At 36.9% G+C, this 22,614-nt stretch carries 10 protein-coding genes and 3 pseudogenes; 2 read left to right on the forward strand and 11 right to left on the reverse strand.

The features are described from left to right. The first annotated feature begins 788 nt into the window (after positions 1-788). On the forward strand, positions 789-1,586 hold the full coding sequence (thiD, locus tag KW136_RS04050; RefSeq protein ID WP_216797571.1) for a bifunctional hydroxymethylpyrimidine kinase/phosphomethylpyrimidine kinase: 798 nt from the start codon (positions 789-791) through the stop codon (positions 1,584-1,586). Positions 1,587-1,914: 328 nt separating this feature from the next. Here the strand turns inward: thiD and KW136_RS04055 are convergent, their stop codons facing one another. The 4 genes from KW136_RS04055 to KW136_RS04070 all read right to left on the reverse strand — a co-directional run bounded on the left by KW136_RS04055 (position 1,915) and on the right by KW136_RS04070 (position 4,960). Next, positions 1,915-2,925, reverse strand: a complete 1,011-nt coding sequence (locus KW136_RS04055; RefSeq protein ID WP_246583210.1) for a uracil-DNA glycosylase — start codon at positions 2,923-2,925, stop codon at positions 1,915-1,917. A gap of 81 nt (positions 2,926-3,006) precedes the next feature. Next, the gene (gene rimI / locus KW136_RS04060) at positions 3,007-3,441 is read right to left on the reverse strand and encodes a ribosomal protein S18-alanine N-acetyltransferase (protein WP_246583211.1); all 435 of its coding nucleotides are present in this window, start codon (positions 3,439-3,441) and stop codon (positions 3,007-3,009) included. 27 nt (positions 3,442-3,468) lie between these two features. Next, a complete protein-coding gene (gene tsaB / locus KW136_RS04065) occupies positions 3,469-4,242 on the reverse strand; it encodes a tRNA (adenosine(37)-N6)-threonylcarbamoyltransferase complex dimerization subunit type 1 TsaB (protein ID WP_216797539.1) in 774 nt (257 codons plus the stop codon). Between the two features lie 433 nt (positions 4,243-4,675). Continuing rightward, a complete protein-coding gene (locus KW136_RS04070) occupies positions 4,676-4,960 on the reverse strand; it encodes a hypothetical protein (RefSeq protein WP_216797541.1) in 285 nt (94 codons plus the stop codon). Between the two features lie 156 nt (positions 4,961-5,116). Here KW136_RS04070 and KW136_RS04075 point away from each other — a divergent pair, with 156 nt between their 5' ends. After that, complete coding sequence (locus tag KW136_RS04075) at positions 5,117-6,724, forward strand: DEAD/DEAH box helicase (RefSeq protein ID WP_216797575.1); 1,608 nt, start codon at positions 5,117-5,119, stop codon at positions 6,722-6,724. A 1,009-nt stretch (positions 6,725-7,733) separates the two neighbouring features. Here KW136_RS04075 and argG read toward each other — a convergent pair. The 7 genes and pseudogenes from argG to KW136_RS04115 form a co-directional block, all read right to left on the reverse strand. Beyond that, complete coding sequence (gene argG, locus KW136_RS04080) at positions 7,734-9,056, reverse strand: argininosuccinate synthase (protein WP_216797542.1); 1,323 nt, start codon at positions 9,054-9,056, stop codon at positions 7,734-7,736. A 1,349-nt stretch (positions 9,057-10,405) separates the two neighbouring features. Next, positions 10,406-10,981 (reverse strand): flavin reductase family protein, encoded by a 576-nt coding sequence (locus KW136_RS04085; protein WP_216797544.1) that lies wholly within the window; start codon positions 10,979-10,981, stop codon positions 10,406-10,408. Positions 10,982-13,750: 2,769 nt separating this feature from the next. Continuing rightward, positions 13,751-14,466 (reverse strand): annotated as a pseudogene (locus KW136_RS04090) (MIP/aquaporin family protein). A 15-nt stretch (positions 14,467-14,481) separates the two neighbouring features. Then, positions 14,482-15,981, reverse strand: a complete 1,500-nt coding sequence (glpK, locus tag KW136_RS04095; RefSeq protein ID WP_216797546.1) for a glycerol kinase GlpK — start codon at positions 15,979-15,981, stop codon at positions 14,482-14,484. Positions 15,982-17,495: 1,514 nt separating this feature from the next. Then, a pseudogene (locus tag KW136_RS04255) lies at positions 17,496-17,621 on the reverse strand (hypothetical protein); the annotation flags it as partial. 518 nt (positions 17,622-18,139) lie between these two features. Next, positions 18,140-18,559, reverse strand: a pseudogene (locus KW136_RS04180) (hypothetical protein). A 1,219-nt stretch (positions 18,560-19,778) separates the two neighbouring features. Next, positions 19,779-21,542, reverse strand: a complete 1,764-nt coding sequence (locus KW136_RS04115; RefSeq protein WP_216797554.1) for a cation:proton antiporter domain-containing protein — start codon at positions 21,540-21,542, stop codon at positions 19,779-19,781. Positions 21,543-22,614 lie beyond the last annotated feature (1,072 nt).

Raw genomic sequence — 22,614 nt, forward strand, 5'->3', positions numbered from 1 at the left:
ACGCCACCCCTAAAATGGTTCAGCACCGCGGTATCTTACGTAACACCTGCCGTTTTTATTGATAAATTTACAGGTTTTTAGCGCGCAAGTTTATGCTTTTTTTCACATGCAACTAGGTATAATATAATTCTACCTAGTTGCATGTACTGGTGCAGACCTATAATTTTAACCCATTATATGGGAGGATTGTCATACTAATTATTTGAGATAAGAATAATAAGTAACGTTGATTATTAAATATACCTACGACTGATTTGTCTACTTGTTATCTGACTATAATCGGCAATTTTTAGATTATGCGAATGCATTTACTAGTTACGCTTCTAATCTGCATAAGCGCTTTCTACGTAAATAGCCTAACTGATTAAATCAGGCTTCTTTATAACTCTGCCGGGTGCTTCGGTTCTCTGTAATACTATATAAACTCTCCGGCGATTACTATATTCTTCTATGCTGCAGAAGATACATTATAACCATAGTGCTCATGGGGATATAAATGATAATGTTTTATAGATAGCGTTAGCAACTATGCTAACTACAATAATATTATTATATATAGTAAATCCATGTCTATCCTACTAGATAAAACGCATTAACACCCATTCTGTTTTTAGAGTAAGAAGTACGTCGTCTTTTTGCTACTTCGATTTTTATCGTTCTGCACTAGTACAAGCATATACTACTAGTAAGCTAGCGTTTAATAACTGATATCAGTCCTTTCGATACACTAAACCTATGATACATAGGCGGAGTTGATTGCCAAGGCATATCTCTGGTATGGAGTGTATATCATTCTTAATGTACTAACAATTGCCGGATCCGATCCAAGTGGCGGAGCTGGCATACAGGCTGATCTTAAAACCTTTTCCGCGTTAGGCGTATATGGCGCTACAGCGATTACGGCCTTGACCGCTCAAAACACGCAGGGTGTCACAGCATTATATCCAGTAGCTGATTATATTGTTGCCGCTCAACTAGACGCGGTATTTAGAGATCTGCGTATCGATGCAGTTAAAATAGGCATGCTGGCGAATGTAGAAAATGTACTGGCAGTTTCTTCTGTAATAGAGCGGTATAAGCCTGCACATGTAGTACTCGATACTGTAATATGCTCGTCTAACGGATACTTGTTGCTTGAGCCTTGTGCACTAGCTGCGCTAAGGGACCGATTATTACCATTAGCAAGCATTATTACGCCTAACTTGCATGAAGCGTCAGTGCTACTTGGCGAACCCGTTGCTGCTGATGAAGTGCAGATGATATACCAAGGCGATGCTCTGCGCGCACTAGGAGCGCAAGCGGTGCTCATTAAGGGAGGGCATTTACTAGGCAACTGCAGTCCAGACTGGCTGATTGAGAAGAGTGGTCATACTCGGATATCTAGTGTCCGTCTTAAGGTTATAGGCACACATGGCACCGGCTGCACATTATCTGCTGCGATTGCGGCGTTACGCCCACAGAATCGAGACTGGACTAACGCCGTTAACAACGCTAAGATTTATATAAACCAAGCATTACTTCAAAGCACTCGACTTTCAGTCGGACTGGGTACCGGTCCGCTGCACCACTTCCATGCATGGTGGTAAATATTTTGAAAAATATAGAAAACCATTCGGGCTATACCCTTCATACAAAAGATTATCAAAACACCAGACGAGATGATACTCAGAGACGACTATAATGTCGAACTACTGCATACAAAGCCAAGCAGGCTTTGCTAGTTGGCCAGCCCAATAATCTAGTTTGTTTAATTGAAAAAGTGACAACATCAGTTTAGTTATACTGATGCACTAAAATGCACTATAAGTATAGCAGCAAAGAAACTTAAGGGATACTAATGTCTACTTTTCTGTTTTTTACTTAGTAGGCTATTAAACTAAGTAACTAACCGCTAACGGCGTGATTATGGCTACTTTATCTGTTAGTCTGCTTGAGATAAGCTGAGCGAGCTAAACATAAGTCGCTCCAAGCTTTGTGCTTGTCTTCTAGACTACGAAGTAGATACGCTGGATGATATGTAACAATTACTGGAACACCCTCATACTCATGTAGACGGCCTCTCAACGAAACCATACTAGCATTAGTCTTTAAAAGACTATGGGCAGCAAAGCGGCCAAGCGCCACAATCACTTTTGGATTAAGTAGCGACACCTGTCTTTTTAGATAGGACTCACATTTCATTACCTCATGAGACTCCGGATTACGATTGCCCGGAGGGCGGCATTTTAGTACATTTGCTATATAAAGATTATCGCTTCGCGATAGTTGTAATGCCCGCAACATGTTGTCTAATAACTTACCAGACTGCCCAACAAATGGTTTTCCTTGTTTGTCTTCAAATTCGCCAGGCGCTTCGCCGACTAGCATCCAGTCGGCGATTTTATCGCCAGCACCGAACACTGTATTAGTGCGCTGTTTGTATAGATGGCATAGCGTACAATTTTCTACCCGTATCTTTAATGCTTTCCAATCTAACTGGGATACGGGTTCAATCTCTGCTGCAGCTCCCGGCACTAATTGGGCAGATATGCGATCCTGCTTGCTTATTGTGGTTTGATCTAATAAGTGGGTAGATCTTAGATCAACTAAAGATAGTTTAGATTTATTAATCGGCGAAGACAATCTTTTAGGCGCATCTGGTACTGTTAATATAACTTCAACTTTATTTGTTGTATTAATATTTTTAATTACTTTTTTAACTTTAGTTATCTTGCAGAGATTACTTGATTGCCCGGTTAATCTACCGTTGAGAAATAGCGCCTTACCTTCTAATCGTGGGACGTCGATTAATCTACGGCTTACCTGAATAGGTGCTTTATACCTCGAATCATTACGGCATATCCATAAAGGTGCAATGCCTAGCTCCCCTAAAATCACATTAAACTGTACCATTATAATTTTTTCATATTCCGCTTCCAGCGACACACCTGCGTGATATAATCACGCATATTGTCTATTTACTTGTCTAAACCATTTATTTTGTGGCGGTAACTAGAACATAATAGCTTAAGTATATACCTTATAACGCATTACGATTGCATCTTCGCGCCCACAATAGCCTCCAGCGTAGTAATTCTTTCGCCGCCCGATCACGATAAAGCCAAATCGATTATATAGACGTATGGCACGCCAATTAGAGCTACGTACCTCTAGCAATATACTGCTAAGCTGCTTCGAACGGGTAATTCGTGCCGATTCTCTCAGCAAAGTTAGTCCAAATCCTTTGCCTTGGGCACGGGGCGTCACGCATAAGTTTAATAAATGCATTTCGTCTACGATAAGCATTAGTACGCAATAGCCTAGCAACATCCCAGTGATTTGCTTTAAACAAAGCGCGAAACAGTTATTTCGTAGTAAGTCCTCGAAATCTTCTTTTTGCCAAGGAAAATCATATACATCTCGCTCAATAGCCCAAACCTTATCAAGATCGCTTTCAGTCATGAGCTTTAGAGAGAATATCATGCGTTATTAACCTATAATTTTATGACTTACCAGAGTTTCTCCCCGAGATCTTTCAAGGCTCAGATGATGGAAGCAAGCTCTTTCTCTAGAAGTGAGCGCCACTTTATCACGCACATACTCAGGAATGGCCAGATGCGCAGGCAGCGTGCGGCCAGCTATAAAAGCACACCAGCCTGCTCGCGCTAGAGCATGAGAGTGTGGCATCGCGGAGACATCAATGAAGCTAGCTAGCATCGCTGCGGGTAGCATATCTCCAAATATAGATGATGCATTACCGGCAAGTGTAAACGGCTCATCTGGGGCTGGTACATAGGCGGGTAGGGAGAGTGCTGCCGGATGACGTATCTGCCAGTCTGCGAGTTTGCTATCCCACATAAAGTCAGCCCAATAAACCTCCCCCATCCGGGCATCTAGTGCTACAAGAACCCGCCGAGTATCTGTATTCGCAAAGCGTGCGCGTTCTGCGCAGGCAAGTAACGTACTAACTGGTACTACTGGAACACCAAGACCAAATGCTAAACCTTGAGCCACACCTGCCGCTGTGCGTAGGCCGGTGAATGAGCCCGGACCAGTACCGAAAGCGACTGCAGCACAGTCAGTTAGCGTGAGTTTCGCTTCCTGTAATACTTCACATATAGCAGGTAATGCACGTGCACCAGAAACTGGGCCAATATGTTCATGCCTGCTAATTACGTACGGCGAACTAACAGAATTAGGGATATAAACCGCTACCGAACAAAAGTCAGTAGAAGTCTCGATAGCTAGTAAGGCCTGCGGCATTAAGATCTTTATTGTTATAGAACCCTATATTAAATTATATAAGAAACTAATTCTTGAAATGCTTAGACTATACCCCTTAATTAGGGTTATAGGCGTGATTGAACAGTTGTTAAGATCAAAATAAATAAAAGTTCGGCTTGTGCCACTCCGTACATTATTCTCGCAATACGGTCAATTGGTTTTTGGGTTTTCACTCGAAGCTTAATCAAGCTATGAAATATAAGATGTATATAACATCGATACTCGTGCCGCCCTTAAGAATACGTCTCTAGACGCTTTTGCCAGAATAGTAAATTCTATGCAGAAATAGCATTCTGCCGTTATACCTCTGTATTACCGGACGCAGTGCAATCTTTTTACATCAGCTAGCACCGTACAGAAAATTCGAATACAATTAAAGCTTCGCGCGTTCGTAAGCTAACCTATTGTTAAGCTAAATCGCGCGGTTTTGCGGCGCTCTGCTCCAATCCCCGTTTAGAAACTGTCCCATCCCACCTTTGCCAAATTTGGGGTCGCGCTTGTAGACCAAGCAAGGTTCGCGGTTCCGCGCCAGGCGGTTCGCGCGTCTACAGGTTCTAACATCAGTTCGCATTTCGCGAGCTATGCCCGTTTTTCGATCTGATAAACAATATTGTTTATTGCATTCGACGATTGTGGCTGCCGATTGGCGCCTCTCGCATTTTTCCGGACCGGTTCGTGCCACAAGCCCGAAACTCATAGGATCGTCATGACCTCAAATTCTCCTTTCTCACTTAGTCTGCAAACGCGTATACTTTGCGACAATGATATCCAAAGCGCACTTAGTAACCCATCAGCAGTACAGAATACGGCTTCTGAAACTATTCCAACGACGACGAACAGCTCAGCTGCTACCATGTCGAAACTTAATACAGTGGTCTCACAGCCGCACTCTTCCGTGACTACCGTTATCAAAATCTCACAGATCCCCGATATAGCGAATAATAATATGCTATGCAGCAATGGTTTTGCCAAACTTGGTCTATCTCCAGAAATTGTCTCTACGCTGATTGCGACTGGCTATCAGGCGCCGATGCCTGTCCAACAGCATGCGATACCAGCCGCACTCGCTGGACATGATCTGATAGTATCGAGCCCAACTGGCTCTGGTAAAACCGCAGCATTTATGCTGCCAGCAATTGAACGTTTTGCGCAGATGCAGAAAGCTGGCGTGTTAGGTCAGCGTACGAGCCATTCTTCGAATCAAGTGCAACGCAGTGATCGTGATCGAGGAGTGCGTCGTCATAGCCGAGAGCAATCTATCGCCAAACCAGCATTACTAGTACTTACACCGACACGTGAACTTGCAATGCAAGTTACCACAGCAGCAACTACCTATGGGAAACACCTGCGGCGATTACATACGGTTAGTATTTTAGGTGGAGTCCCCTATGGACAGCAATTAATGCTGCTAGCGAAAAACCCAGAAATCCTAGTTGCTACTCCTGGCCGACTTATTGATCATCTTGAACATAGCCGAATTGATCTCTCTCAATTAAAAATGCTAGTTCTTGATGAGGCCGACCGTATGCTAGATATGGGGTTTATCGAAGATATTGAGGCTATAATTAACCACACTCCAGTCACACGGCAAACCTTACTATTTTCAGCAACCCTAGACGGCAAAGTAGGTTCGCTAGCGCAGCGCTTTCTTAGTAATGCTAAGCGGATTGAGATCGGCTGTGAGCCAGAGTCACGCGCAAATATTGCGCAGTCCATTCACTATGTTGACGACCGTGCTCATAAAGATCGACTGCTAACACATCTGTTAGCTGATAGGGCACTTGACCAAGCTATTGTATTTACTGCAACAAAGAATAATGCAGACCTAATCTCTGCTAAACTATCTGAAGACGGCTTCGCCTCTGCCGCTTTACATGGCGATTTACCACAAGGCGCGCGCAACCGCACAATCCGAGCATTGCGTGAACGACGTGTCCGTGTATTAGTAGCAACAGATGTTGCTGCTCGTGGAATCGACATACCCGGTGTTACACATGTATTTAATTATGATTTACCGAAATTTGTAGAAGATTATGTGCACCGTATCGGTCGGACCGGGCGCGCAGGGCGTAGCGGTATCGCTATCAGCCTCGTACATCACGCTGAAATTGGCATCCTTAAACGGATCGAAAGATTTGTACGAGCACCTCTTCCTGTTAGCGTCATTTCTGGATTCGAGCCAAAGCGGACACCGTCCACGCATGTACCAGCACGTCGCGGTAACCCACCACGTAACCACGGACGCGGTGCTCCTGTATACCAAGGAAGAGGAGTAAATAAGGGCCATGGAAACCCTCGGTACAGTTCTAGCGGAACAAGCCGCGAAGTCGGTTATCGAGGTATATCTAATGATACTCGCACAGTTAATGACCGTAGCCGGGGGGGGGGCTTTTTAGATTCTCGCGGGTCAGCAACACGTTATCGTTCTGACGATCGTCGTACATCACGCTACGACGACTAACCATTTTAATGCGCGGGGCCCCAGCCATGCCCCGCGCATTAAAATGGTTACATGCTACCGCAATATAGCATTGCTATAACCAGCAATAAGCACAGAATTTGTATTCTAGAAAAAATATTAAATTTAGTGTACCACTCTAATTTTGGATAGAAATATTCTATTTTAAATGCTTGCTGAAGTTAAAAACTTTAAGTTTATAACAAAAATGTAAAAATAATCTAAAAATGGAATTTTTTAAAAAACCTTAAAAAGGTTAATTTACTAACAAAATTTTATATAAAAATATATGCTTACTAAGCATAGTACTAAACGTTACACTTAGTGTAATTTTAACATTATACTTTAATAAAGTTTTTGTACAAAAAATAAAAAATTTTGGTGTATTTTACCCACTTATTTTGGATTAAATTAGAAGCAATCTGCATATTTCCCATAAAACGTATAGGCCCAGTATCTAACATTAGATGTTAATAGTCCTTAAACAAATTAGAATGTCTTTTTAATGATTGAGTAATCTAATGTAAGGTCTGTAAAACAACGTAGATCAGGAGTCTACGGGTCAGCTGCTCTTATGCAACGATTTACTGCTATTTTAGTATATTTACTATGTTAATAGTCTTATATTAAAATAACTTACTATGCAATTTAGCTTGTAGCTATATTTGTAGGCTAGTAGATATAGGTAACTTTACCCCCCCTCATCCAAAAAATTTTATATATAGTAGTTTTGTATTAGCAACTTTTATATACATATATATATTTTATAATCTGCAATATACGGCTTCGATATATACTATATTAGTCATAATAAGGATTATAAATAGATAGCTATACGTATATTAAAATATATCTTAGGAATGCTATATTTACTTTAAGCCGAAAGAGGTGAGGTAAGTTACGACTACTAGATTTTTTAAAATATGGGTTTCTTATATAGATTGATATTACCCCCCTAAAAAAGGGGGTAATATGCGGTTTTTCTTTGAAATTATCCGCATTATCATTCATCTTAATCGAACTGTGATAGCGAGATCCCGTCTTCCGGTCTAAGTATACCGCTCTTTAGGTAAATCTGTAGCTTATCTCGAGTATCAGCAATATCAAGATTTCGCATTGTTAACTGGCCAATACGATCTAGAGGAGAGAATGTTAAATTACTTTTTTCCATTGTTAGCCGCTCAGGCTTATAAGTTAAATTAGGCGATTCTGTATTAATGATTGAATAATCGTTACCGCGACGTAATTCGATTGTGACCTCACCAGTAATAGCGCGCGCAACCCAACGCTGCGATGCTTCTCGGAGCATAATTGCTTGCGGATCAAACCATCGACCTTGATATAGCAGACGGCCAAGACGGCGGCCATTTTCACGGTATTGGTCAATTGTATCTTCATTATGAATACCCGTAACTAAGCGCTCATAAGAGCTATATAATAATGCCAATCCAGGTGCTTCATAGATACCACGACTTTTCGCCTCGATAATTCTGTTTTCAATCTGGTCACTAACACCTAATCCATGCCGTCCACCAATGCGATTTGCTTCAAGAAGTAGTTCAACACTATTATTAAATTCAACACCGTTTATTGCTACTGGAAAACCCTGCTCAAACCGCACGGTTACATTCTCTCGGGTAATTTTTACATCATCATGCCACGATGCAACCCCCATAATCGGAGTAATAATCTGTATGCTGCTGTTAAGCTGTTCAAGATCTTTAGCTTCATGCGTGGCACCAAGAATATTCGAATCTGTAGAATATGCTTTATCAGAAGACATCCGATAATCAAAACCCGCTTGACGCATAAACTCAGACATCTCAGCCCGGCCACCAAGTTCATCTATAAATACTTGGTCTAGCCATGGCTTATAAATATGTAAGATTGGATTAACAAGTAACCCATAACGATAAAAACGCTCGATATCATTACCCTTGAATGTACTACCATCGCCCCAGATGTTAACACCATCATCTTTCATCGCCGACACTAGCATCGTGCCCGTCACTGCCCGGCCCAACGGGGTTGTATTAAAATAGGTGACGCCAGCAGTACTAATATGGAAAGCGCCGCATTGCAGTGCGGCTAAACCTTCTGTAACAAGCTGCTCGCGACAATCAATCAACTTTGCGTTTTCTGCTCCATACTGCTTTGCACGACGTGGAATATCATCGTAGTTAGTCTCGTCCGGCTGACCTAGAATAGCTGTATAGGCATACGGAATCGCGCCATTAATACGCATCCAGTACAGCGCGGCGCTAGTGTCTAAACCGCCCGAGAATGCAATACCAACTTTTTGGTCGCGCGGAAGTTGTTGTAGAATATTTGCCATAGCTAATTTTCAGAAATTTTGAATAAGAACGTTATATAGATCATAAAGCATCTAAGAAAACCGAATTATAAATTCGTAATGTGGAAAGCGTTCTGGCCACCTTTTACTTGTTAGATATAGTTTACACCTTATGTAAAAATTCTAGAATAATATATATAGTGTATATACCTAAATTTTAGGTGGGCATATTCCACGGGAAATATATTTTATATATAACATACTAATGTTTATATACTCTAAAAGAGTAAATAATAAAATATTTAAATAATATTAAAAATATCTTTTACTTAAATTAGTTTATTTACAAATATTAAAAAGTTCCCGGTAATAAGATAAAATAAATAAAAAAATTTTTTACTTACTAAATAACATATTTATATAAATAAATTTTTCATACTAATGAAGTCGGCGAATTTATTGCGTATATAAAATATACTAATATTTATTCTAACTTAAGTTTTTATAAAAAAATGTTAAACACATCTAGCATAGTATGCTTACTATTAAAATTTTTTTGATACATATCTTATCTTAGTAGATTTTATTTGAAATAACTTTATGCGGGCATAGCTACTATCTAGCTTCTAATTAATTACCTATATTATTAATATATTTTTTAAAAAATTACGCGCATTATTTATATAAAAATATATTTAAAATATAACTTAAGAAATAAAAACTTATATATATATTATAATACTTAATTTTTAATTAATTAATATATTAATTAATTAAAAAGATAGTCTTATATTTAAGAATGGACTATAGTTCATTTTTAAAAAATTTTTAAAACTCCCCCAAAAATAATGGCGTAATTTTATAATTAAATTATCTAGTTTATTTCTATATGATACTTTTTGCCTAATTGCTATACCTAGTTCATACTAAATTTTATTATAAAAATAATCTGTTAATTATAAATTAACTTTTATTTATTAATAATAAAAACTTATTTTGTACTTTGCTTATTTTATTCAGGATGTTACTAAAGTAGTGTGGTACATAGCTTATTTTTTAATAAAAGTTTTTAATTAATAAAATTTTTTTAAAGGAGGAAGCTTTGTAAGTTTTAAAAAAGCGTAAAAATTACTATAGCGTAGCTAAATTAGCCTTACATCAAGTATTTTTAAAGTATTTTAGAATCGGCAAAATTCTTGCTACTGCATATAAATTTATATATTTTTAAATTATATAAATATGCTGATTAATATAGACAATAAAACTTACTCTATTAGCCGCTCGTAAGCAAAGATATATTAATTTATATTGTAAATATAGTTTACATAAGCGATTTACAGCTTGATAGCTGTATCAGCTTAATTATTTAGCTAAAAACTATATAATTTATTTTAGGTATTAATTAGCACTAATCCATAGGGGTGTTCTGAAATCGTATGAGTATTAGCAGGCGGTTTAGATATACTGTTTACTCTATTTGTAAGACCGAAGCCTACATACATGCCTTGGCAATATCCAAGAGGCGCTTTTCCGGTATGGGAAAAGTCTAATACTTGACCAATCAAAACCCCATGGTCTCCTACATCTATAAATTTATACATCTGACAATCAAAGTTTGCTACCGCGCCCTGGATGACTGGGCTACCGCTGCAACATGCATACCACTTTATCTGCGAAAATTTATCTATAGCTTTTGATGCAAATAGTTTTGCAATATTTTTTTGCTTCTCGGCTAAAACACTAACTGCAAAATGTGTTGTATTAGCGAAAACCGTATAACTTGATGCTCGTTTCGAGACGCAAACTAGAACTAGCGGCGGATCAAGAGATACCGATGCAAACGAATTTACAGTAAGTCCGCGTGGCGTACCATTTGGCTGTAATGTTGAAAGGACCGTAACACCAGTAAAAAATGTGCTAAGCGCGCGGCGATACTTCTCGGTATCAATGGAAAACTTATCTACCAATAGCGACCTCTATAAAAAGAAATTATGCATACCATCATTTTACATTGAGAAAATATCTATGGTATGCACTTACAGCATAAGTATGCTAGATTATTATATAATCTCTAAAGTACATAAGCAAATTTAAGCTAGTACTTAAGTCCGTATACATAAAATTGTATAATTCAAATAGATTTATGATAGCTGCTCAATATTTGCTGATAAGCAAAGCACTATTTATATATTTTATATAAATACTAAAAAATAAAAATTATGATATTAATTTTATTATTAAGACTTTATGCAACTTACTACAAGTAGTTATTTTACTCTAAATTAGAGGCACTGCAACTAGTTAGATTTAGTATTTTAATATAAATCTATAATTTTAGTTATATTAATCATAAAAGCCAAATATAAAATAGAGAAATTCTATTTGAGTCACTAAAGTTATTAGTTTACTAAAAAATCTCTGAAAAAATACAATACGTATTTAATAAAATTATTAAAACATTTTTAAAAATATTTATTTTATTTTCTATAAAAAATAGAAAAATCATACAAGATCTAGAAAATTTTTGTTTTAAATTAGCTTAATATTGATTATTAATAAATATGTATACTATATTAGTAGTATAGTTAATTTAAATTAAACGAATACCCCCCGCCTCAGTTTTTGCTATAACCACTTACTTTATTGGTAGATAAATCTGATACTATCTCTATATCTAGTAATATATACATTTCATTACTTACTAATTTTTATAAATTCATATTTATATATTACTACAAACATATATTTATTTATATAAAAAATTTTTTAGTTTTAAAAAAATATATAAAGCAGATTAAGACACCATCAAATAGTATGATAATCTAGTCTAGATTTATAAAATTTAATAAAACACACTAAAATACTTGCTTTTCTTCTTAAGACTTAATGGCTAAATATAAGTTTAGGTAAAATATAAAAAACCACAAACTAATTTGTATAATCACTAGTGTTATTCTTTAAATTTAATAATAAAACCCTACTTAATATACCCTAAAAAGATTAATATATTATAAATAAATACTAGCGTTACTTTTTTTACAAAAAAAGAAAAATATATATATTATTACCCTAATATATTACTTAATATTCTATTAAATAATAGAATATTAAGTAACGATACTAAGTACCATTAATTTTTTAGTAAAAATTTTTTAAAAAATTCTATAAAAATAGAATTAATAATAACTAATATTAATTTATTTATGTTTAATACTGAACTATGCTAAGCCTATAATAGGCTTATTTTTTATCAAAATGGAAACAAGCATGCTTAATTATTAAAACACTTTCTAACTTTTTAATATAAATACTATCTAACATATAACTTATATAGTAAAATTCGTATTTTTTAGAAAAATATTCTATAGTTTATTAGCTTAGTCTTAATATTTAATATACTGTATATAACTATATACAAGTCTATAAATTCAAGTGAATACGCTAGTATTCTACTTATATAGACATATTTAATTAAATACTATAACTTTTACTAGGAAAACATAGTATGTTCGATTAGCATAATAAATTATATATTTGTCTTAAAATATTTAATTAAATTCTTAATTACTATTTGTATATGTAAGTCCTGATCCTTAGTTGTAGAAATGCCGCTACTAATATTTATAAAATAATCTATAATTTTTATAGACTTGTAATGATTACGATTATCATCTTTATGATTAAGAAGGTGCTAAGCATTAATAATATTTAATTTTAATAAATAAACTGCTAAGAGCTTTTTTAATAAAAAATTTGTTTTAAATATTATTAAGTACTCTAATTATAGTAGACTCAGCAGATATAGTAAATTATAGTTTAATAATTCTTATAAATACGATTAAGCAGAGACTGCTGTAACAACGACTAACAACGCATATTATATATCAAAATTTACGTCGATAAATATTATTTAGATAGCATATTCTGCTACAAATTACTTTGTAATATACTCAAGTAGTTAGTAAAATACCAGTGAAATACCACTGATATTTATTAAAATACTTAATAAGAATAAGCCTACTCTATAAAATAATGCCACGCCCCAACAAAACATAAAAAATTTTTATAAAAACTTTATTTAAGTATGAAGCTAGCTATTATAGCCCAATTTTAAAAAAATTAAAATTTATCTATATAAAAGCAGTTGGTTCTTTATTAACCCAAACACCTTGATAGTATTTCTAATTATATAGATATATAATTTTTCACGTTTTTGAGGAGGCTTATACCTTCTAGGTAAAACAACAATTATAGATTAATATCTATTTACTAGTAATAAAATGTGACTAATATAATTAAAACTATCAGTCAAGTAGTAATACTACGCATTAACCATGGTTACTTTGTTATTTATTTTGTTAAAAATAAATGCGACACACTTAAAAATACAAAATATTTATATTATTTCTACTATTAATATGGTATTTATTACATTAATAGTACTGTACTAAATACTAAATTTAGTATTTTAAGATATGTAGTTCAGCACTTAAAAAGTGATATTCTGAATGGAGGTTTATTATATATTCTGTGCTTATAAAGAAAGTGAACTTTGTTTTTATTCTTAAGAGTAGATGACTTACACTAGATGGTGTAGTGTAGGACTAGTGGAGTTACTGATCCGCAATACTTTCTAGAAGTACTTCGGATCAGTAAACGTGGGTATATTAGAATTAGTCATCTATCATATTACGTAAAGTACGTAAAATATATTATTTAATATATTTTATATTTAGTTACCTAATATACCCATGATATATAAAAAGCTTTGCTGCCAGCATGCCACCAATAAATGATCCTAAAACCGGCACCCACGCGTAGCTCCATTCGCTATCTCGTTTACCAGGTATAGGCAAAAGTGCATGCATAATCCGGAGGCTGAGATCCCGAGCTGGGTTTATAGCATAACCAGTCGTACCGCCGAGCGATAAACCAATACCTAAAACCACTAATGCAATAGGTCGTGCATTAATGGCACCTAGTTCTACAGATGGCATTACTATATGTAGAGCTGCATATACAAGCACAAAAGTAGCAATAATTTCTGATGTCAGATTGTCTAGCGTATTGTGAATTGTCGAGCGCGTACAAAATACTGAAAGTTTCGTGTTTGGGCAATCCGTTAACTTAAAATGCTTACGATATATAAGCCAAACTAAAAACGCACCAAGCCCGAGCATTTGTGCGGCTACATACGATGTACTTTAGTCCAGGCGAACTTACCAGCAATAGCAAGCGCTACAGATATAACTGGATTTAGGTGTGCGCCGCTATAAGTAGATGAGCAAAGGACACCTACGAATACAGCCATTGACTACCCCGCTGTAATAACAATTAAACCGCCGTTATATCCTTTCGTGCGGCCTAGAAGCAGATTAGCAACGACCCCGTCGCAAAGCGATACTAACAAAGTAGTGCCAATTAATTCGGCAATTAAAGCATCTGTGTGCATAATTTTCCATTATTTCTAATTAGGCTGAGCCCACATTATCGCAGCTGATACTGCGCGATGCCATCCGGCTCTATACCGGGCGACCTCTTCCGACTTTAGCTCTGGGGTGAAGCGCCGGTCTAATCTCCATTGATTTTGAACTTCGTCGATACTATCCCAGTATCCAGCTGCTAACCCCGCAAGATAGGCGGCGCCAAGTGCTGTAGTTTCAGATATACAAGGTCGGATTACGTCTACTCCAAGGAGATCCGACTGGAATTGCATTAATAAATTATTCGCGACTGCGCCTCCATCAACACGTAGCTCAGTAATGAGCTGGCCTGCATCAGCCTCCATTGCCTTAATCACATCAAACGATTGATAAGCAATGCTATCTAATGCAGCGCGAGCAATATGCGCAGAACTAGTACTTTGCGTAGCACCAAACAATGTGCCGCGCGCATGTGGATTCCAATATGGCGCACCTAGACCAGCAAAAGCTGGTACTAGAAACACACCATCGCTGTGTGGCACAGAATTAGCCAGCCCTTCTATATCAGCTGCTTTGTTGATAATTCTAAGCCCATCTCGTAGCCATTGCACTACAGCACCACCGATAAAAATGCTGCCTTCTAGCGCATAAGTTATTTTTCTATCGATTTGCCATGCAATGGTTGTTATGAGATTGTTATGAGACTCAATCGGCTTATCACCGGTGTTCATTACCAGGAAACAACCTGTACCATACGTATTTTTAACCATACCAGGCGTAGTACACATTTGCCCAAACAGCGCGGCATGCTGGTCGCCCGCCACACCAGAAATTGGGATCTGCGATGCAAATACGGTGGTTTTAGTAACATCGAATAGCACCGAGGACGGCATAACCTGAGGCATCATACTGCGCGGAATTTCTAGTTCTTCCAGAAGTTCGTCATCCCAATCTAACGTATGAATATTAAACAGCATCGTACGGGATGCATTAGTTACATCAGTTGCATGCATGCTGTGACGGGTAAAATTCCAGATCAGCCAACTATCAACCGTACCGAAAGCGAACCTACCCTGTTTTGCACGTATCCGAGCACCGTCGACATTATCCAAAATCCATCGGATTTTCGTAGCAGAGAAATAAGCATCGATCGGCAATCCAGTCTTTGCGCGTACATTACTTTCAATACCGCGCGCTTTAAGCTCATCGCAAAAATTAGCTGTTCGTCGGTCTTGCCAGACAATAGCATTATAAATCGGCAATCCAGTATTACGATCCCATACAATTGTCGTCTCACGCTGATTTGCGATGCCTAATGCATAAATCGATCCACCATTGAGTCCAGCACGGACTATGGCCTCGACAGCAACCCCAGCCTGGGTTGACCAGATTTCCTGTGGATCCTGCTCAACCCAGCCAGGTTGGGGATAGATCTGGAGAAATTCTTTTTGAGCAGTAGATACAATCCCGCCTCTGCGATTAAAAACGATTGCACGCGAGCTAGAGGTACCCTGATCTAGGGCCAGAATATATTGAGCCTCCATAACTATCTCCGTTAGTTTTTATCTTGTAAATGCTGAACTGTATAAAAATACAGCGCACAACAAAGCAAGGTAGTTCGGCTATTAATATTTACCTTAATATCACGTTTATCACACATACATACGTGGAATTCATTAATTTAATAATATAAAAACTGTTTACCAGATTTTTAAAATATATTTAATATCAGAAGCTAAAATTCAGATAAATAGTCTATTTATATTTAAAATAAGTACAATGTACTGTAGCTACAGTCCTATTTTTTAGCTAATATTTATTAATATAGAATGCGTTAATTAATTTTTTTACAGTGCGCGTCTGGTTTTTTCTATCTCCAGCTAGATTTCTATATGATTTATGTATAGATCTTAGTATATTTATTACGTAAAGTGCTGCGCTACATGTCCAATACAATACTTGATAAATATTTAACCATCAGTATTAAGACTTAAAAAGAGTGCATCCGCACAATACATCTGAAACTAAGATCACTGTAGATTTTTATACATAAATTCCTGAATTTTTCTAGAAAATATCTACCTACATTAGTGAAATCTAAGTTTTAAGTGGCATAATAGCTATTAATACAACTTACTGCGCCCTATTATCAATAGATAATATTATTTGCTAATAACGAATCATTGTTAAAACTAGCATTTAGTATATATACTATATCTTACTAATTTTAATCAAGATTTTTTGATGGGCTAAGTTTAAAAAATAGAGCATGTTTATTTAGTATCCCAGCTTCTTTAAGAAAATCCTATAACTTTATGGTTATATATAACAAAATCATGAACCCGAATTAATTAATTCTCTTTAAAGTCGCTACAAATCTATCAATATATTATACGACCCATGGTTAGGAAATACACTCTGTGTATTTATTTAGTAAATTAAATGTATTGCCATGTAATATGCTGAGAGCCAAGAAACTGATTAAGCAGAGCTGCTTACTATTTATATCCACCTAATTATTACTGCCAGTATATTTCTGGATATACACCTGTAAGGTTTGCGTATATCTAGATTTTAACCGAACTCGAATAATACATTCGTACTTATATACTGTATCAATATTTATTGATACAGTATTATTTAGCTGCAAGTAGCACTTAGCGCTATTAGTCTTTTAACTAGCTTCCCTAAAAAGATTAGGTAGTTATCTCTTGTGAGCAACTTGTCTAACGAGGATTATTAACTCCATATTTATATAATAAAGGCTCTTATGCTTGTGTCTCTATGTAGAACTTGGGTATGTGGCACGTATGAGTACGACAAAACACGAGCTAGTAATCGACTTATTAATATTGTCTTAGCGTAGTTTTACTCGCAGAACAAAAATAGAATTAAGCAATCTGACCCTGCAAAAAAATAATAGCATAGGATAATGCTGGTCTGAACTGCTAATCATACTTAGCCTAGAACTAGTAGTACGACATTTTGAGGTGGCATAGCCTAAGGAAGACCTAGTGATAAAAACTACCGTGTAACACTTAAATCCAGAATCTATGGCCTATTCGTCGTACGCAATAAGATTGCGATAACGTGCAAGCGCTAACAGCGGAAAAAATTTACAGTATCTGTTATAACGTAAGTAAAAAGCGCAAGGAAATCCGATTTCGGTAAATAGTGCATCGTCCTATAATCCTTTATTATTTTAGGTATTAAGTAAGTATTAAATACTTCTTGCGACTTCTTCCTCGCGTTCGCAGCTGGCTACTATTAGTCTTAGAAGCGCTTATGTGGTCTGTAACAGACTACCTGTCGATTATTTATGATTAAGATAGCTAAGCTTATTGCTATCTCCATTTCTCCACAGCTACCATTATGGCTTTGCATGCTAATAATCCACACTCATAGGCTCGGATTAACCTCAATATGGTAGCAATTTTGAACCTGCAACTTCTCAATGCGGTCTATTGCTATTGCGACCACCGCCGTATCATCAACGTCTAGATATAGAGGCTCTTAAATTGGAACTGCTAACCACTATGTCGCACGTTTGCGTGACGAGAAAGCTAATCACCTTGTGTATATAAAATCTATAGGGGTAATAACTAGTCACAAGCCTTTTTCGGCATGCGCGATAGCGCCGTGGTGCGGCTTACCAGTCGCTAGAAAGCGTAAGCGTCGTTAACGCGGATATCACGGAACGGGTTAAAGATAAGGCTGACAGTAGGCTTTATCATCGTGGATTACCGCTAGAAACTTATTAATTGACTTACGCGCAATAGCGCGATTCAGCTGCTTCAGCGAATAGCCAAGTACATTGTACATTAAGACTGAGCTAATCATAACCAAGAAGATCCCGCCTAGACCCCCTTCTCCATTTAGTTGATCTTCTACAAATTATATCGCAGTGTTAATAGCGTTCTGTCTAAATTTTTTAAGGAAATACGGATTAAGCTTCTGTATTATTACATTAATGGCCGAGAAAAACAAAAACCATCCCCGAATTTTATACTCATCCCTTGATATTGGCCTGCTGACATTACATGGCAAGCTGATCAAAATCTTATCGATACTAATTCCCCTAAGATTACGAGCGCATGGTCGCTTAGCCTGTAGTACAAGCATCGGTACGATCACAGGGTGAGCCTAGTATGCAACTGTCGACAGGTGAAATAGAAACCAGCGTATCAGTAGCGCAATTTCTACGAGCATTATCGGCACAGTCCACCAATCTAATCTCCTATACAGCGTAACCATAATTCTCGGTGCAATGACTACACGCTTCGGATGCCGCGCTATGATTACGGCAGCTTGCTCAAAGCGCTCACGCGCACATCGGTAATTAGCAGTTTATATGCTTGGTCAATCAATGCTTTATAGATAGATATCGCCGATATCTACTGATTCGTCGGCATGAATAAACATAGAATATTAATATCCTAAAATCCCTAAAAAATAGCATACCTTATTTCCACAATATTATTGTGCAAAATTTTACCTAGACACGAAAAATTATATGGTTTACTAATAAGCTTATTAAATACAAATAAATATATCGATATAGTTATACTACTCTATCTCATAAACTACTTAAAAAGCCAGATCAATCATATCAATAGCGATACTGTGGACTCTCTATTGAAGAGAGAGCATATAACTATATAAGCTATGTATCGTTCTAAGCGGCGATATTTTTATAGAGCTTTACTACGCTTTTAGCGTAATTAAAATTATTAATAATATAATTAGAAAGTCAGTATTAAAGTCCTCTATTAATGGCTTTAGGTAGGAAAGCTATTGACTAATTAGTTATTTTTACTTATTTAATCTTACCTAAGAAGCCTGATTAAGAATTGCAATTTATTTTATTAATTTAGATATTTACTGCTTTATTTAAAATGATTTTTTAATTTATTAGTAACAGCTATACTAATAGCTGTTATTTTTATACTGTGTTAATCAACAGATTAGTGAACAATATGTCTTTAAATTAGTTACCTCTAAAGTAGGATCTTGTAGACCATAGGAATTAGAATTCCACTTTTAATATACGGGGCGTATTTTCTGATGTACAACACACTCGCCGCCTGTGATGCAATACGCATACATTATAAAATGCGACTCTTAGCAGGGATTATTAAACTATAGCAGTGTACCTTAACTCGATAAACTATGATAATGCTAATCGGACATATTATCTGCTCTCTATAGAATTAGATAAACTTAGTGCTAATTTCAGCATAGGTTTATCAGCAGTTTCTGGGAATCACTGTCTTTATATTTAGTAAAGATAGCATATCTCGAAAAGGCTTATGGCCGCTTAAGTGTATGATTACAATCTAAGTTATTCTAAATGTTTAGATACGTTTGTTTTGGGAGTATTACTGGTTACAGCGCCTGTCATCCTAGATAAAATATACGAGGTTATGCCGCGCGCTAACTCACTATCCCCAACAAATACTGTACCAACTTTCTCTGATTCGAGAAGCGCGGCTTCGTCATTATTATCAGCGCATAACACAGCCTCAATAGAGGGGTTTATTATGCGGGCAGTATCAACGATTTTACGAATATTAAATGTATCCGATAATGTTACTACTAATATCCCAGCGCGAGCAATATGCGCTTGAACCAGTACCATCGGATCGGATGCATCGCCACATACAGCAGGCTTTTGCTCAGTGCGTAACTTCTCGACGATATCGCGATGCTGCTCAGCTACTACATACGCAATCTGATGTGCGGATAGTATTTCCCCGATACGGAATCCGACGCGGCTATAACCGACGATTACAACCTGGCCAGTTAGATGAGCTTGCGGCACCGTCATTGGCAGTGCCGCCAGAGGATCCTCTCGGCACTCCATCTGTCGTGCTAAGCTAGAACGACTCCGGATCCATGTTTGGGCTGGCTCTATTGCAGCAAATACAAGTGAATTGAACGCGATAGAAATCAGCGAGCCAGCTAGGATTAAATCTAGCCCTTCTTTTGGCAGCAAGCCGAGAGATACCCCGAGTCCAGCTAGAATGAACGAGAACTCACCGATTTGCGCAAGACTTGCACCAACGGTTAGAGCGCTATTTAATGGATATCGAAAGGCAAGTACTAGCGCTATAGCTGCTAATGTTTTTCCAACCATAATAATTGCTACTACACCGAGCACATGCAACGGTGCGCTAATCAATACATGGGGATCAAACAGCATACCAACTGACACAAAAAACAGTACCGAAAACGCATCGCGCAAAGGCAAAGTTTCAGCTGCGGCGCGATGGCTAAACTCGGACTCATGCATCATCATACCGGCGAAGAATGCGCCTAGCGCAAATGACACGTCAAAAAGACGCGTTGAGCCGTACGCTATACCGACTGCAGCGGCCACTACACATAGCGTGAATAGCTCACGTGAACCAGTTCGGGCGACTAAAAACAATAAGCGCGGGAATACACGACGGCCAACTACAAGCATTAGTATAATAAAAGCAGAAACCTTTGCAAACGTTACGCCAACCATTATCCATAGATTAGACTGTGGCGTAGCAGCGTATACTTTAGTTAAAATATTGCTATTTGGAGAGCCGCCAAGCAGCCCGGATAATGGTGGAAGTAACACCAAAACAAGCACCATAACAAGGTCTTCAACAACTAGCCAACCAACTGCAATACGACCATTAGCTGAATCAATCTGGCTTCTATCCTCTAGTGCGCGCAGTAATACGACCGTACTAGCTACGGAAAGCGCTAACCCAAAAACAAGCGATACACCTATTGGCCACCCCCACCATATTGCTGTACTCATACCAAGTGCTGTTGCTACTACAATCTGGACGATTGCACCAGGCATAGCAATACGCTTGACCGCAAGCAAGTCATCTAGCGAAAAATGCAGTCCGACACCAAACATTAATAGCATTACACCAATCTCAGCAAGCTGGCTAGCGAGCGCTAGATCACCAACAAAACCCGGCGTTCCAGGTCCACACAGCACCCCTGCTAGTAAATAGCCAACTAGTGGAGGCATCCTCAGCCACGATACGGCATACCCAAGGATCATCGCGAGCCCTAGCCCAGTTGCGATTAGAGTGATAAGGGTGATGTCGTGCGGCATATGCCTCCTTCAAGAATTTATGTATAAGAATTATGTAATTCTTAGTAAGATATGGAGCTTAGAGCCCCCCCCCCCATAGATAGACGGGTTAAAAATAGCTAAAATTAAAATTTTGACAAAATAATTAATTATTACTCTTGGTGCCTCAAATAAAATTACACCCCCTTTTTAAAAGGGTTAAAGCATGTATCTCATAACAGATAGACGTAATATTATAACTGATTAATCGCTCTTTTATGCCGGCTTAGAAACTTTATCAGCTTTAGTAGCTTTGGCTAACCAGGTAATAAAAACCAAGCATTACTTAAAAGTGCATAAATTGCACTTTTATTATTCTAAAAAATTGTTTAGACGCTGTGTTAGCTACTATAGATATCTCCTCTAGGTTAGAATTGAGTAGCGCCATTAAGTTCATAATCATCTGCGATACATAGAAATAACTTAAAATCATCGAATTCTGCCAGAACAACTGTGTTTAGGTTTTATATATTTTTACGCTATACATAATAATAGACTCTTAGCTACGCCGCCTATAAATAGCTTGGCTGATAACACATTGCCTCGGCTCTAGCTATAGGCTAATACGGAATATTTATCTTACTTTGTAGAATCTTTCTCGCCTATTTAATACATTTTTATGTGAACCTTCATAATACGTTATATTATTTATAGTAACAAAAATAGTGATTTAGACAAGATTATTAACTTAAATATATCATTTAATATTTTTTGCTTTCAAGTGATTTTTTATTGAAATATTACTATCTATCTAAAATTTCATATCAATATTTTTTAACTTGAGCTGACTATAATGTAACTTACTCTTGTACTATGAATAGTATAGTCAAATGGATTTTATTTATCACTCGTTAATTAATATTATATTTTGATATATTATCAAGAAATATTTCAGTGTCAAAAAGCATAATCTTTTATATTTTAAGCATAATATTGTTAACTAGAAAACTAAGAAAATATAAGAGGATAGCTAATCTAGCTAGCAGCAAAAATGCAGTGTAGCTGTAAGCAAAAGTTTTACTAGATAGTAACTTAGACAATTTTTCTTAGCTCA

It is taken from the genome of Candidatus Vallotiella hemipterorum, from assembly GCF_910593725.1.
Classification (GTDB): domain Bacteria; phylum Pseudomonadota; class Gammaproteobacteria; order Burkholderiales; family Burkholderiaceae; genus Mycetohabitans; species Mycetohabitans hemipterorum.

Coding starts and splice junctions, on each gene's coding strand:
- rimI (WP_246583211.1), bottom strand. CDS start 3,441: ATGACTGAAAGCGATCTTGATAAGGTTTGGGCTATTGAGCGAGATGTA.
- tsaB (WP_216797539.1), bottom strand. CDS start 4,242: ATGCCGCAGGCCTTACTAGCTATCGAGACTTCTACTGACTTTTGTTCG.
- KW136_RS04070 (WP_216797541.1), bottom strand. CDS start 4,960: ATGAGTTTCGGGCTTGTGGCACGAACCGGTCCGGAAAAATGCGAGAGG.
- KW136_RS04075 (WP_216797575.1), top strand. CDS start 5,117: ATGTCGAAACTTAATACAGTGGTCTCACAGCCGCACTCTTCCGTGACT.
- argG (WP_216797542.1), bottom strand. CDS start 9,056: ATGGCAAATATTCTACAACAACTTCCGCGCGACCAAAAAGTTGGTATT.
- glpK (WP_216797546.1), bottom strand. CDS start 15,981: ATGGAGGCTCAATATATTCTGGCCCTAGATCAGGGTACCTCTAGCTCG.
- KW136_RS04115 (WP_216797554.1), bottom strand. CDS start 21,542: ATGCCGCACGACATCACCCTTATCACTCTAATCGCAACTGGGCTAGGG.